Origin of the sequence: Limnobacter sp. SAORIC-690 (genome assembly GCF_002954425.1) — a bacterium.
Lineage (GTDB): Bacteria > Pseudomonadota > Gammaproteobacteria > Burkholderiales > Burkholderiaceae_B > Limnobacter > Limnobacter profundi.
Genome location: NZ_MQVZ01000001.1, coordinates 742298 through 755612, shown reverse-complemented (window position 1 = coordinate 755612; position 13315 = coordinate 742298). Strand labels below are relative to the sequence as shown.

Here is a 13315-nt window from a genome sequence, read left to right as displayed (position 1 = left end):
TACAGAGGGAATCAAATGTCCGTAGACATGTTTTTGAAAATCAAGGGTGTAGATGGCGAATCCGTAGACAGCGTACATGCCAAAGAGATCGATATTGCTGCCTGGAGCTGGGGCATGTCCCAGTCGGGCACAACCCATGTGGGCCGTGGTGGTGGTGCAGGCAAAGTCAGCGTGCAGGACATCAGCTTCACCAAGTACATTGACAAGGCAACGCCAAACCTGATCAAGGCATGTTGCAACGGCAAGCATTTCGACGAAGCCATTCTGACCGTGCGCAAGGCAGGTGAAAAACCACTGGAATATGTTGTGCTGACGATGAAAGACGTCATCATCTCCAACGTAAGCCAGGGTGGCTCTGGTGGTGAAGACCGCCTGACAGAAACCGTGACTTTGAACTTTGCCGAGTTCAGCTATGTGTACGTGCCACAGAAGAAAGACGGTGGCCCCGAAGGCAAGGTTGAGGCCACATTCAATATTGCAACCAACTCCGAGAAGTAATCGGACAGCCAGGAAACACAATGTCGAAAGTCGATATGTTCCTGGCCCTGGATGGTTCCCGCCAAGGGGCCATCCAAGGGGAAAGCCAGGTCAGTGGTCATGTGGGTGAAATAGAAATCGCCGGTTGGTCTTGGGGCATGTCCCAGCAAGTCCATTCATCATCGCAACTTGCATCCAAAGCCTCGGTGCGTACATTGAGCGTGCAAAAGGCGATCGACAGCTCGACCACCGCAATCATGAGTGCCTTGAAATCTGCAGAGCTGCTGAGCAAAGTGGTGCTCACTTGTCGCGACCCTGGTGGCCTTGCAACCATTGATTACCTCCGTATAACTTTGCGCAAGGCGCGTATTTGCGATTATGAAATCACAGGCAGTGCAAGCGATGGCCGACAGGTCGGGGAGTCATTTTCGATTGCATTCAAGGAAATCGAAGTGGTGTATACCCCCAAGTCGGCAGCCAATTTAAAGGCAGGTGCCTGCACTTACATTGACGTGTATGAGTAAGTCTCGGGACGCGCTGCAACCAGCCTTGCTGGATCGTCTTCAGGATGACGAGCCCGCCATTCAAACTGAATCTGCCAATAGTCGCTTCATTACCAAAGAAGCGCTGCGTCAGCTGGTGCTGCGCGATCTCGAACAGTTGCTGAATGCAACCCGTGTTCTTGACAGCAAGTGTCTTGAGGGTCAGCCGCAATTGAATGAGTCTGTGCTGGCTTATGGCATGCCCCCGGTGGCGGGAAAAATTGCGTCCATGATCGATGTCAAAGATTTTGAACGAACCGTGGCCAATCTTATTCGGCGGTTCGAACCGCGAATCGATGGAAGTTCATTGAAAGTAACGGCGGAAACCCAACAAGGTTTGATGCATTTGCACAATGTGATTGGCCTGCGTATTTCCGGTTTGTTGTGGGCTCAGCCCTACCCAATCGAATTGATGTTGCGCACTGAAGTGGATCTTGAAACCGGCAAGGTGCTGTTGTTGCCGCTCTCAGGTTTCTGAGCCGCGGGCATCGAAGCAGCATGGACCCGCGTTTACTTCAGTTTTATATTCAGGAGCTTGCTCACGTGCGCGACACGGGTGCCGAGTTCGCTGCGCGCTTTCCTAAAATTGCGTCGCGCCTGTCGATGGATGCAACCGAGGTACAAGACCCCTATGTTGAAAGATTGCTGGAGGGTTTTGCTTTTCTGACTGCCCGGGTTCAGCTTCGCTTGAACGAGGAGTTTCCGCGGTTTACCGAGCAATTGCTCAACTGCATCAGCCCGAATTTTTTAGCCCCTGTGCCCGCCATGGGGGTGGTGCAACTCAATCCCAATCACAGCGATGTTGCCCTGAAAAAAGGCATTTCACTTTCAGCCGGCACCGTGCTGCAAAGCCAGGTGGCCAAGGGCATCAACACGCCCTGCAAGTTCAGGGTTGGGCACAGTTTAACCTTGTGGCCCTTGGTCATTCAGGCCATTGAACACGGCCCTTTCAAGGCCCATGTGCCAACCATGCGGGGTGGCAAGCAGCCACGGTCAGCTTTGCTGGTCACCATCGAGAATTCAACGCACTCTGCATTGTCCCAACTGCCATTGGATGAACTCGATTTTCATGTCAGTTGTGGTGATGAATACGCCTACGCACTCCTTGAAAGGTTGTGTCATCAAACTGTCTCGGTTGGCATTCGTGCACCTGAACAAGTCGATTGGAAATGGTTACCTCTTCCGTGTGTTGCTGCTTTGGGGCTTGATGATTCCGAGGCACTGCTCCCGGTCCATTCAAACCAGTTCAGTGGCATGCGTTTGTTGCAGGAGTTTTTTGCGTTTCCGGCCCGATTTCTGTTTTTCCGTGTTCAAGGTTTAAGGCGTTTTCTCGCCAGTTGCCAGCATTCCACATTTCAGCTGGCCTTCTGTTTTGCCGAGCCAAATACCGAGCTAGACCGTGTGGTGGGAGTGGATTCATTGGCCTTGAATTGCACCCCTGTGGTCAATTTGTTTGAACAGAATTGCGACCGCGTGTTGCTGGATGAACGTTTGCATGAAGTGCAAGTGCAGCCCAATCGCAGCAAGCCACACGATTTTGAAGTGCACTCGGTGCTGGGCGTGCAGGGGTATGGACAAAACAAGGTGCAGGAATTGCCGCCTTTGTATGCGGTGTCGACCCAAGCCAACACCCATAACGATTGTGAGACCCCCAGATTCGTACACCGGCGTGTGCCCACTTTGCTGTCAGAAAAACAAGTGCGCGAGGGTGGTCGTTCCTCGTACTCAGGCAGTGATGTTTATCTTGGCCTTACCTTGCCCACTGGTGAACTCATTCAAACACATGGGCTTGAACAGCTGGCGGTGAAGGCTTTGTGTACCAATCGGGATTTGCCCTTGCTAATGCCCGTGGGGCAAGGGCCCACAGACCTGGCCTGGCCTGGCAACTTGCCCGTTCACTCCATTCGCTTTTTGCGCGGCCCCAGCCGTCCAAAGGCGGCCATGTATGGCGGGCAAAGTTGCTGGCAGTTGATCGAGCACTTGTCACTGAACTACCTTGGCTTGATCGATCAAGATGCCCTGGCTTTGGGGCAGCTTTTGGCCTTGCACGCCGACCCTGCGCAGCAGGCTCATCAACACATGGCCAGGGCCATTCTGGCAGTTGAGTCGCAACCACTGGTGTCGCGTGTTGTCCGTCAAGGCAGGCCGGCTGTGGTGCGTGGCTTGCTGGTTACGCTCACACTGGATGAACTGGCCTTGCAGGGCACTGGTGCCCTGGTGCTGGGCAGTGTGCTGGCCTTCTACCTTGCAAGCCATGTGTCGGTGAATTCATTTGTGCAAACCCGGGTATGCCTGCACAGCACGGGTGCAGTGTTTGATTTTCCTGCACGGTCGGGCAACCGGCCTTTGCTGTAGCAGGGCTTGTACAAATGAGCGCGCTCAAACCACCTGCCCTGAATTTTTTTGCCTTGCTGCGGCAAATTGAACATGCCCATTCGGGCAAGCCTTTGCTTGGAAAATCATTGCGTCTGCGTGATGACCCTGTGCGTTTGGGGCAGCGTCCCTACCTTGATTTCGCCACGCAAGATTTCAAACGCGAAGACACCATTGTGGCTGGGCGTTTGGGTGCGATTCCAAAGTTGTACATCCAGAATTTCGGTTTGTTGGGCCCCAATGGCGCCTTGCCACTGCATTACACAGAACATGCCTACACGCGGATTCACCAGTGGAATGACCCCACATTCGCCGAGTTTCTGGATATCTTTCACCATCGGGCTTATTTGTTGTTTTACAGGGCATGGGCCGAGTCGCAGCCACATATTGCCTATCACCGCAAAACGTTCAATCCGTTTGCGCAGCATTTGAATAGTTTGGTGGGCCATGGTGCATCATCCAGCTGGGGGCGCGAGGCCTTGCCCACTCATTTTCGCGCCAGTCTGGCAGCGCACTTCACCCGGCGAAGCAAAACACAGGAAGGCCTGGCCAACAGCCTGTCGGCCTTGACTGGTTTGCCGGTGCAAATTTTTCCCTTTCAGGCGCAATGGCTGCAATTGCCTGTGCAGGCTGCCCCACAAGTGCTTGGGCGTGGGGCCATGCTTGGCAGCAGGGTGTGGTGTGCGCAAAGCAAAATAAAAATTGATATTGGTCCCATGGCCTACAGCGCTTACCAACAACTGTTGCCCGCCACCGAAGGCCGCAAGCGCCTTGTGCAGGCAGCCCATGCCTACCTGGGGCTTGAATTTGATTGTGAATTTGCACTTCAAATCAGCCCTGACAAAATTCCGCAAGCTTGCCTTGACGGCACAGCCCAGTTGGGGCGCACGGCATGGCTGGGTGAACTACAGCTGCACAAACGCGCGCAACAGCCGACCACCGTTCGCATGAAATGTCCTGCGGTTCCCACCTATTCTTCATTGTCCCGGAGTTCAGCATGAGCAATATCAGCCGTGTTTCGCTGTTTGCCAAATTAAATCCCATTGCATTCAAATCGGTTGAAGGCGCCACTGTGCTGTGCAAACTGCGAGGCAATCCCTATGTGCAATTGGTGCACTGGGTTGCGCAAATTCTTCAACAAGATGACAGCGACTGGCATCACATTCTTCGGCATTTTGAGCTGGATGCAAGCGCCGTACTTGCCGACGTGCAGCGCGCACTTGAGCGTCAGCCCGGCGGTGCGCAAGGTATTTCCGATTTGTCAGAGCATGTGACCAATGCCGTAGAAAGGGCGTGGGTTTATGGCTCACTCATGTTTGGCGCACAGAAAGTACGCACAGGCCATGTGTTGGTGGCTTTGCTGAAAACCGATTTTCTGTTGCATGAACTGCTGAAAATTTCACCCCGCTTCAAACAGATTCCTGAAGCCGCGCTCAGTGAAAACTTTGCACAACTGGTGGCAAACTCCGCCGAGCAGTCTTTGTTGACTGCCGACGTGCCACCGGGTGCACTGCCCGGGCAGGCCAGCGGAGCCATGCCTGCTGCCCAGCTGGGCGGTGAAGAGGCCTTGACGTGCTACACCGTGGACCTGACCGACAAAGCACGCAACGGCGAAATAGACCCGGTGTGTGGTCGTGAACTGGAGGTGAGGCAGATTGTCGATATTTTGCTGCGCCGGCGCCAAAACAACCCCCTGATTACCGGTGAAGCGGGTGTGGGCAAAACTGCGGTGGTTGAAGGGTTTGCCTTGCAGGTGGTGGCTGGTGATGTACCACCCGCTTTGCAAGGAGTGCGAATATTAACTCTCGACCTGGGTTTGTTGCAGGCCGGTGCTTCCATGAAAGGCGAGTTCGAACAGCGGCTACGCCAGGTGATTGATGAAATTCAGGCCAGCGAGCAAAGCACCATTTTGTTCATCGATGAGGTGCACACCTTGGTGGGTGCTGGTGGCAATCAGGGCACCGGTGATGCCGCCAATTTGCTCAAGCCCGCCTTGGCGCGTGGCACGCTTCGAACCATAGGGGCGACAACCTGGGCAGAGTACAAAAAATACATCGAAAAAGACCCGGCACTGACGCGGCGTTTTCAGGTGGTGCAGGTGGATGAGCCTTGCGAGGCCAGGGCTATCGACATGCTGCGCGGTTTGGCCGTGGCCATGCAGGTGCACCATGGGGTTTGGCTGCTTGATGAAGCAGTGCAGGCGGCGGTGCGTTTGTCACACCGTTACATTCCCGCGCGGCAGTTGCCAGACAAGGCGATCAGTCTGCTCGACACCGCATGCGCACGCGTGGCTGTTTCCCAGCACGCCACACCTGCACCAATCGAGTCGGTTCACAAACGGTTGACTGCTTTGCGTGTTGAGCGACAGGCGATTGAAAAGGAAGCAGCATTTGGGCGTGAGCATGCAGCACGGATTGGTGAAATTGAAGAAGCATCGATCAGGCTGACCGAGGAATTGGAGAAGTTGCAATCGCAATGGCAAGAGGAAAAGCGGGTTCTGGATTCCCTGCTGACTTTGCGCCGTGCCGTTGATCGAACAGATGCCAATGAAACTAGCAGTGGGCAGGCATTGGCCAATCTTGAGCAATTGAAGGCGCTGGAATGCGAGATCAAGGCGCTGCAAGGCGAAACACCCATGATTCACCCACAGGTGGATGCGCAGTGCGTGGCGGCCGTGGTGGCCGACTGGACAGGTATTCCCGTTGGGCGCATGGTGCGCAATGAAATTGAAAACGTGCTGAACCTGAGTGGCGCGCTGGGTGCACGCATTGTGGGCCAGCCGCATGCGCTGGAAACGATTGCGCGTCGAATTCAAACCAGTCGCGCCGGGCTGGATGACCCGAACAAACCGGTGGGTGTGTTCATGCTGGCGGGCACTTCGGGCGTGGGGAAAACTGAAACTGCTTTGGCCCTGGCCGAGAACCTGTACGGCGGCGAGCACAATGTGGTCACCATCAATATGAGTGAATACCAGGAGGCGCACACAGTGTCTTCACTGAAAGGCGCACCACCCGGTTACGTGGGGTATGGTGAAGGCGGTGTGTTGACCGAGGCCGTGCGCCGCAAGCCCTACAGTGTGGTGTTGCTGGATGAAGTCGAGAAAGCCCACCCCGATGTGCACGAGCTGTTTTTTCAGGTGTTTGACAAAGGCTGGATGGAGGACGGCGAAGGACGCCGAATTGATTTTCGCAACACCCTGATATTGTTGACCACGAATGTGGGCACCCCTGAATTAATGGCGCTTTGCAAAGCGGGTTTGCACGCCGGAGAAATGCCTGAACCCGAGGAACTTGTGAAGGCCCTGCGTGCACCCATGTTGCAAGTGTTTCCACCTGCCTTGTTGGGGCGGCTGGAAGTGGTGCCGTATTACCCGCTTTCCAGTGACATGCTGGCCAACATCGTTCGCTTGCAGTTAAGCCGCATTCAGCAACGCATTGCTTCTACACACCGAATGGTGGTTCAAATTGACCCGTCGGTGATTGAACGCATTGTGGCCCGTTGCAACGAGGTTGAATCGGGCGGGCGCATGGTGGGCACCATTTTGAGCAACACTTTGTTGCCCACAGTGAGCCGTCAATTGTTGCAGGCCACGCTGCTGGGCAAATCAGTCAGCACATTGAGTATCAGCACAGATGGCCACGAGTTCACGTATCAGTACGACTAAAACGACCACAATAAAACTGCCATGCTCAACGTTGCCGCAGTTGCCCGGCCGGCGAAGTGCACTGCAAACCTTGTTGGGTTTGGCAGGCGTGTTGTCGGTTGCACCACTTGTTTTTCGACTGCAACCTGCCCGGGCGGGCAATGTGGCAAGCAATTCGGCTGCGCCCTACACGCACAGGCTGGCTTTGTTGATCGGCAATGGTGATTACCCGGTTCCACACGATTTGCCGCCCATTCACAAAAATGTGATGGACCTTGGCGAGGCCTTGGCTTTTCGGGGGTTTGATGTAACCCAGGCCATGAACCTGGATGAAAGCAGCCTGCAAACCACGGTGAACGAATTTGTAAAACGGGTTGAGCAAGCGCCTCCGAATGCGGTCACTCTGTTTTATTACGCAGGCCACGGTTTGCAGGTGGACTCCAACAATTTGTTGTTGGGCTCGGGGGCGAACCCCACGGCACCTCGCCGTGATTTACTGGCGCGCTCCCTGGTGCTTCAGCAAAAGTTGCTGGCTGCACTGCCACCCAGGCCGCAGGCCTTGAACATCACGGTGATTGATGCATGCAGAACCGATTTGCGCAATGCATTAGGCGATGGTGAGGGTTTGAATCAGGTTGAAGCACCCGTGGGCAGCCTGGTGTGTTTTTCAACAGGGGCTGGCAAACCCGCCGTGTCCCCGGCCAGTGCGGATCAAAACACTTTTTACACGGGTGCTTTGGTAAAACTGCTTCGGGAGTCGGAAGGTCATATCACTTTCAACGATTTGTTTCGAATGGTGAAGGAAGATGTGGAGAACACCATGCTGAAGCACCCGCTTGCTGCAATTCGACGTTTGGCCCAAAACCCGTTCATTGCAGACAATGCCCGTGTGCAGGTTCCGCTGACGGTGTCTGCGCCTGCAATGTTGGGCCTGCCCGCGCTGCAGCCCATGTCACCTCAGGAGGAGGCCGACTGGCTGGCCATTCAGTCCACGCAGTGGCCTGTTGATCTGCTTCGCTTGTGCCAGTCTTTTCTGACCTCTTATCCAAACAGTATTCAAGCAAAATCAGTGATGGTTTATCAGGCCGGTGCCCAGCAGGCCTTGAGTGTGTTGCGCAACAAAGAGGTCAAGCTGTTTAAAACCAGTTTTGTGTTGCCCCAGCCGCTGCCGTCCCAATTGCAGGTGGATGCTGGTGCTGACCTGGTTCGGGCAGCGCGCGGTGACAAAGACGCAGCCGCCCGGATTGCACGTTTGCACAGGCAAGCCGACACTGAACAAGGCCAATTGCGATATGTGGGTTGGTTGCAGTACGCCGGTGGTTTGGGCAATGGCATTGCAAGCTACGAACTGGCGCTGTACTACCGTGAGGCTGCACAGCCCTTGTTGGCTGCGCAGGCCGAGGCGCAGGCCCGGCAACTGGGCTATTCACCGCCCCGTGCCTTGGGGCATGCGCGCAAATAGGCAGGCCTTTCCCGTTGTTTTTGAGGTTTCAATGGTCTTACAAAGATTCACAATGTTTGTAAGTGAAAAAGGAACCTCACAATGACCCGCCCTGTTTTTAACTGGATCGCTCTGACCGTGTTTGCAGGTTTGCTCATGGCTTGCAACCCCCGCACCAATTTGAATGAAGACAACTTGCTCAAAGGCGCAAGGGCGGAAACCTTTATTTTGAGCCATGGTGCCCTGTGCGCACGTTTGCCCAGCCCGGAAGCGATTGAGCAGTACGCCCGCGACCAGGTGCCAGCCAACAGTGCTGTCGCCCGCGAGGTTAAGGCTTGGGATTTGTCGGGTTTGCTGGATATTTTCCAAACCCGCGATGGTCGCTGGGTGATTATGCCGTCAAGCGGTTTGAAAAAACTGGAAGGTGTTCACTTCAGGCAAGGCCCTCAGGGTGACAACGAGGCCTTGTGTTTCGGTCGCCTGTGGGTTGAAAAAACAGTCGACTACATTCGGAACAAGCCATTTGGTCAGGAAGACGCGGTTTCAGCGCGTTTTGAGGCCAGCTTGAAAGACGCCCACATGTTGAATCACTTCAAGAACCTGAAGGTAGAGTCGTTCGACCCTTCGGTGTTTACCTTGAGCACGGGCACGGCAGTGGCGGGTACCTTGCAGCCCAGCTTCGTGATTGAAATGGCTCTTCGCCCCACTCACACAGGTTGGTACCTGGCCAAGAACGGGGCGAACTAGTGACTCAAAACCGGGTGTTAGCCCAACGCTTTGACAATGGCATCGCCCAGGGTTTTGGTGGTTCCCTTTCCTTTCAAGTCACCTGTCAGCACGCCAGGGTCACCGCTTTCCAGCACCGCTTCAATGGCAGCCAGAATTTGGTCGTGGGCCAGCTGGTAGCTTGCTTGGCGACCTGCTGCCATCACGGCTGGGCTGTTCCCCAAAAACTGGATCATCAAGGCGGCTGACCAAATCATGGCGATCGGGTTGGCTATGCCTTTGCCTGCAATATCGGGTGCCGAGCCGTGTACGGGTTCAAACAGCGAGGGAAAGGTGCGGTCCGGGTTCAGGTTGGCCGAGGGAGCCAGGCCAATGGTGCCGGTGCAAGCTGGCCCCAGGTCGCTGAGAATGTCGCCGAACAGGTTGCTGGCCACGACCACATCAAAACGCTCGGGTTGCATCACGAACCGGGCGGCCAGAATGTCCACGTGTTGTTTGTCGTAGGCCACCTCAGGGTAGCCTTTGGCCATGTTGTCTACGCGCTCATCCCAGTAGGGCATGCTGATTGCAATGCCGTTGCTTTTGGTGGCGGCAGTCAGTTTTTTGCGAGGCCGGTTTTGCGCCATTTCAAATGCGAACTTCAGCACACGGTCAACACCATGGCGGGTGAACACACTTTCTTGCAGCACAATTTCACGGTCAGTGCCTTCAAACATGCGGCCACCCACGGCCGAGTATTCGCCTTCGGTGTTTTCCCGAACCACCACGAAGTCGATGTCTCCGGGTTTTTTGTTGGCCAAGGGGCAGGGTGCGCCAGGCAATAACTTCACGGGACGCAAATTCACATATTGGTCAAATTCGCGGCGGTAGCGCAGCAGCGAGCCCCACAGGGAAATATGATCGGGCACCAGGTGGGGCATGCCCACCGCGCCGAACAGAATGGCTTCACAGGCCTCAAGTTGGGGCTTCCAGTCTTCGGGCATCATGCTGCCGTGTTTCAGGTAGTAATTGCAGTGTGCCCAGTCTTTGTGATGCAACTCCAGCGCAATGCCATGGGTTTTTTCAGCCCAAGCCAGCACCTTCAGCGCTTCTGGCATAATTTCCTGACCGATGCCGTCGCCGGGAATAATTGCGATGGAGTGTTTCACAGCCTTGTCCTTGTTTGAATTCATGGAAGCCCCAAAGGCTACCTGAAGCAAGGTAGGCCAACCAGTGTGGGAATCCCCGATGGAGTCAGTTTGAGCCGCAGTAAAAACAGAAACCCTGAACCCGCTAAAACACCCAATGGCAAAACCGATTTTTCAGCGCCGGGTGCCAACGTGCGCATTGACAAATGGTTGTGGGCCGCCCGTTTTTTCAAAACCCGTTCGCTGGCCACCGAGGTGGTGGAAGGTGGCAAGGTGAAGTGCAACGATGAGCGTGTGAAACCCGCTTATGGTGTGCAGGTGGGTGATGTGCTCACTGTGCCTGTGGGTTGGGACGACATGGTGCTGGTGGTGAAAGGCCTGGGCGACAAGCGGGGTAGCGCCACCATTGCGCAAGGCCTGTACGAAGAAACCATGGAAAGTGCGAAAAAGCGTGCCGAGCGCGCGGCCAACCGCAAATTGATGAAAGACCCTGCCCTGGAGATCAAGGCGCGGCCCACCAAGCGGGACCGCCGTGTGATGGATGACTTCAAGTGGGGCGATGAATAAGCCCGGCGAATGTTGCCGGCCTTAAACCTTTTCAGCCAGCGATTTCTCGATCAACTGGTGCAAAGCTGCGAAGTCGGGTTCACCCACATAGGTTTTGATGATTTCGCCTTTGCGATTGATTACATAGGTAGTTGGCGTAATTTTTACATCTTTGAAGGCTTTCGCAATATTGCCGTTCACATCCAGCGCCACATCAAATGGCAGCTTGCGGGTTTCCGCAAAATTCACCACGTAATCGGGGCGGTCGTAGCTCATGGCCACCGCAATGGTTCTGAAGCCCTGGTCTTTGAACTTGTTGTGGGTGTCGACAATGTCTGGCATTTCTTTCACGCAAGTGGTGCAACTGGTTGCCCAAAAGTTCACAAGCATCACCTGGCCCTGGTAATCGGCCGGTGTAATGGTTTGGCCTTGAATGGTGACGTAATCCACTTGCGGTGCTTTGTCGCCCCCGCAGGCGGTCAGCATGCTGACCACTGCAAGGGTTGAAAACAGGGTAAGAAATTTTTTGATCATTGCCGGCTTTTTTTGTGTAACTGATTAACGCGGGCCGTTTTCCACGGGCGCACTTCCGTTGTTTGGAGTGGCCGACAGGCGTGAAAGTTCAGCTTCAGAAATCAATTCAAGCACCTTGACCACCTTCACTACGCCGGGTACGCCCGCCGCAATGGAGGCTGCACGGTTGGCTTCACGTTCAGTGACCAGGCCCATCAGGTACACCACACCTGCTTCGGTGGTGACTTTGAATGAGTTGGCAAAAATGTCTTGTGCATCCAGCAGGGAGGCTTTGACCTTGCCGGTGATGAATGCGTCGTTGGAGCGCGCTGACAAGGAACTTTTGAAGCCCACTTGAATGTCGTTCACGATCAGGCGAATGTTGGGCAGCGTGGAAACACGAGCCTCGACCTGTGCGCGGGTGGTGTCGTCGGGTGCTTCACCGGTCAGCAGAATTTGGCGGTTGTACACAGTGGCGTTGACGTGCACGTTTTCGCCAAAACTTTCGCGAATGGCGCTTTCAGCTTTGACCTGCAAAGTGCGGTCTTCAACTTGAGTGCCCACGGTGCGGCGGTCTGCAGCAGCCAGAGAGCCCGCTGTAATGCCCGCGACTGCACCTACAAAACAGCCGCCCAACAGCGGTGCTGCCAGTGAAGCCATCAAGATGGCGCAGATGGCGGAGGAACGTGTGCGGGTAAAAAACCGGGGGTTACGACTCATTTTCTTCTTCTCCAAGTAAACTCAGGTCGATGCCATCGCAAATGCAATGGATCGCCAACAAATGTATTTCCTGAATGCGGGCAGTGCGGTTGTGCGGCACGCACACATGCACATCGCCTTCTTTCAGCTGGTGCACCATTTGGCCGCCGCCCTTGCCGGTGAGCGCAACAATGGTCATGTCGCGAGCGTGTGCGGCCTCAATGGCCAGTTGTACGTTCTTCGAGTTGCCGCTGGTTGAAATGGCCAGCAACACATCACCAGGCTGGCCAATGGCCGCCACCTGCTTTGAAAAAATTTCATTGAAACTGTAATCGTTGCCAATCGCAGTGATGGCCGATGAATCGGTGGTGAGTGCAATGGCCGCCAAGCCGGGGCGCTCGCGCTCGAACCTGCCCACCAGTTCAGCCGCAAAGTGTTGGCAATCGCCTGCCGAGCCACCGTTGCCACAGGCCAGTACCTTGCCACCATTGGTGAGTGCATTCACCATGAGTTCGATTGCCTCGGAAATGGGCCCGGCCAACTCTTCGGTGGCGGCCTGTTTGGCGGCAATGCTTTCATCAAATTGTTGGGTAATGCGTGTGATCAAGTCCATGGCGACAGGCCTTCTGGCAGTTATCTCGAGCCTTCTATTATAGGTGACCCCGTTGCAGGCGATTTGCATGGCGCAGCGGTTTGATTCCGCTTTAGTTGCTGATTTGCCACGCATTTTGCACCCACTGTGGTTCAGTGCCGTTTTCCAGTGCGACCACATCAAAACGCAGGTGCGTGAACTTGCGTTGACCCTGCTGCACCCACCACAGCTTTGCGCAACGCGACACGCGGGCCTGCTTGTGACTGGAAATACTCTCGAGCGCGCTGCCATGGCGGCTGTTGTTGCGAAGCCGAACTTCCACAACGACTGCGGTGTTGCCATGCGCCATGATTAAATCAATTTCACCGCAGCGGCACCGGTGATTTCGTGTCACCAGGATTAATCCGTGTTGTTCAAGCAGGCGCAGGGCTTGGGTTTCCGCCAGTTGTCCCTCCGCCAGCAAGGCAAGTTTGTGTGTGGGAGGTGCTTTGTGGGTGGTGTCGGCTTTTTCTTTGGGGGCTAGCCATGGAATTTTGGCTTTTGGTGATCGCGATTTGCGTGTGGCCCATGGAATGCCGGACAATTCAGGAACTTTGGATTTGGATTTGAGCGCCATGCAGAACGCCGGTGAAGGAA

14 protein-coding genes are annotated in these 13315 nt (G+C 55.0%); 9 read left to right on the top strand and 5 right to left on the bottom strand.

Annotated features, from left to right (window positions below):
• Window positions 1-15: 15 nt before the first annotated feature.
• From BSZ31_RS03565 to BSZ31_RS03530, 8 genes are all read left to right on the top strand, one after another.
• Window positions 16-498: a type VI secretion system tube protein Hcp gene (locus tag BSZ31_RS03565; RefSeq protein WP_105027589.1), complete on the top strand. Its 483-nt coding sequence runs from the start codon at window positions 16-18 to the stop codon at window positions 496-498.
• Between the two features lie 20 nt (window positions 499-518).
• Window positions 519-1001, top strand: a complete 483-nt coding sequence (locus tag BSZ31_RS03560) for a type VI secretion system tube protein Hcp (protein WP_105027588.1) — start codon at window positions 519-521, stop codon at window positions 999-1001.
• Window positions 994-1497, top strand: a complete 504-nt coding sequence (tssE, locus tag BSZ31_RS03555) for a type VI secretion system baseplate subunit TssE (protein WP_206018541.1) — start codon at window positions 994-996, stop codon at window positions 1495-1497. The genes BSZ31_RS03560 and tssE overlap by 8 nt, the downstream gene beginning before the upstream one ends.
• A 20-nt stretch (window positions 1498-1517) precedes the next feature.
• Window positions 1518-3374, top strand: a complete 1857-nt coding sequence (gene tssF, locus BSZ31_RS03550) for a type VI secretion system baseplate subunit TssF (RefSeq protein WP_105027587.1) — start codon at window positions 1518-1520, stop codon at window positions 3372-3374.
• A gap of 14 nt (window positions 3375-3388) precedes the next feature.
• Window positions 3389-4393 carry a type VI secretion system baseplate subunit TssG gene (gene tssG, locus BSZ31_RS03545; RefSeq protein ID WP_105027586.1) on the top strand — a complete coding sequence of 335 codons (1005 nt, stop codon included), beginning with the start codon at window positions 3389-3391 and terminating at the stop codon, window positions 4391-4393.
• Window positions 4390-7056 carry a type VI secretion system ATPase TssH gene (gene tssH, locus BSZ31_RS03540; protein ID WP_105027585.1) on the top strand — a complete coding sequence of 889 codons (2667 nt, stop codon included), beginning with the start codon at window positions 4390-4392 and terminating at the stop codon, window positions 7054-7056. Before tssG ends, tssH begins: the two co-directional genes overlap by 4 nt.
• A gap of 31 nt (window positions 7057-7087) precedes the next feature.
• A complete protein-coding gene (locus BSZ31_RS03535; protein WP_168426830.1) occupies window positions 7088-8497 on the top strand; it encodes a caspase family protein in 1410 nt (469 codons plus the stop codon).
• Between the two features lie 81 nt (window positions 8498-8578).
• Window positions 8579-9223, top strand: a complete 645-nt coding sequence (locus tag BSZ31_RS03530; protein WP_105027583.1) for a hypothetical protein — start codon at window positions 8579-8581, stop codon at window positions 9221-9223.
• Window positions 9224-9240: 17 nt separating this feature from the next.
• Here BSZ31_RS03530 and BSZ31_RS03525 read toward each other — a convergent pair whose 3' ends face one another.
• Entirely contained in the window at window positions 9241-10374 is a 1134-nt protein-coding gene (locus BSZ31_RS03525) for a tartrate dehydrogenase (protein WP_146106579.1), read from the bottom strand.
• A gap of 66 nt (window positions 10375-10440) precedes the next feature.
• Between BSZ31_RS03525 and BSZ31_RS03520 the strand changes: the two genes are divergently transcribed.
• Window positions 10441-10896: an RNA-binding S4 domain-containing protein gene (locus tag BSZ31_RS03520; RefSeq protein ID WP_105027582.1), complete on the top strand. Its 456-nt coding sequence runs from the start codon at window positions 10441-10443 to the stop codon at window positions 10894-10896.
• Window positions 10897-10917: 21 nt separating this feature from the next.
• Here BSZ31_RS03520 and BSZ31_RS03515 read toward each other — a convergent pair whose 3' ends face one another.
• From BSZ31_RS03515 to BSZ31_RS03500, 4 genes are all read right to left on the bottom strand, one after another.
• Window positions 10918-11409, bottom strand: coding sequence for a peroxiredoxin (locus BSZ31_RS03515; protein ID WP_105027581.1), 492 nt, complete (start codon window positions 11407-11409; stop codon window positions 10918-10920).
• 24 nt (window positions 11410-11433) lie between these two features.
• Window positions 11434-12108 (bottom strand): BON domain-containing protein, encoded by a 675-nt coding sequence (locus BSZ31_RS03510; protein WP_105027580.1) that lies wholly within the window; start codon window positions 12106-12108, stop codon window positions 11434-11436.
• Window positions 12098-12700, bottom strand: coding sequence for a phosphoheptose isomerase (locus BSZ31_RS03505; RefSeq protein WP_008247441.1), 603 nt, complete (start codon window positions 12698-12700; stop codon window positions 12098-12100). Before BSZ31_RS03505 ends, BSZ31_RS03510 begins: the two co-directional genes overlap by 11 nt.
• Window positions 12701-12791: 91 nt before the next feature.
• Window positions 12792-13295 carry a YraN family protein gene (locus BSZ31_RS03500; protein WP_105027579.1) on the bottom strand — a complete coding sequence of 168 codons (504 nt, stop codon included), beginning with the start codon at window positions 13293-13295 and terminating at the stop codon, window positions 12792-12794.
• Window positions 13296-13315 lie beyond the last annotated feature (20 nt).

Coding starts and splice junctions, on each gene's coding strand:
- BSZ31_RS03500 (WP_105027579.1), bottom strand. CDS start 13,295: ATGGCGCTCAAATCCAAATCCAAAGTTCCTGAATTGTCCGGCATTCCA.
- BSZ31_RS03510 (WP_105027580.1), bottom strand. CDS start 12,108: ATGAGTCGTAACCCCCGGTTTTTTACCCGCACACGTTCCTCCGCCATC.
- tssG (WP_105027586.1), top strand. CDS start 3,389: ATGAGCGCGCTCAAACCACCTGCCCTGAATTTTTTTGCCTTGCTGCGG.
- BSZ31_RS03525 (WP_146106579.1), bottom strand. CDS start 10,374: ATGAATTCAAACAAGGACAAGGCTGTGAAACACTCCATCGCAATTATT.
- BSZ31_RS03560 (WP_105027588.1), top strand. CDS start 519: ATGTCGAAAGTCGATATGTTCCTGGCCCTGGATGGTTCCCGCCAAGGG.
- tssE (WP_206018541.1), top strand. CDS start 994: ATGAGTAAGTCTCGGGACGCGCTGCAACCAGCCTTGCTGGATCGTCTT.
- BSZ31_RS03530 (WP_105027583.1), top strand. CDS start 8,579: ATGACCCGCCCTGTTTTTAACTGGATCGCTCTGACCGTGTTTGCAGGT.
- BSZ31_RS03505 (WP_008247441.1), bottom strand. CDS start 12,700: ATGGACTTGATCACACGCATTACCCAACAATTTGATGAAAGCATTGCC.
- BSZ31_RS03515 (WP_105027581.1), bottom strand. CDS start 11,409: ATGATCAAAAAATTTCTTACCCTGTTTTCAACCCTTGCAGTGGTCAGC.
- BSZ31_RS03565 (WP_105027589.1), top strand. CDS start 16: ATGTCCGTAGACATGTTTTTGAAAATCAAGGGTGTAGATGGCGAATCC.
- tssF (WP_105027587.1), top strand. CDS start 1,518: ATGGACCCGCGTTTACTTCAGTTTTATATTCAGGAGCTTGCTCACGTG.
- tssH (WP_105027585.1), top strand. CDS start 4,390: ATGAGCAATATCAGCCGTGTTTCGCTGTTTGCCAAATTAAATCCCATT.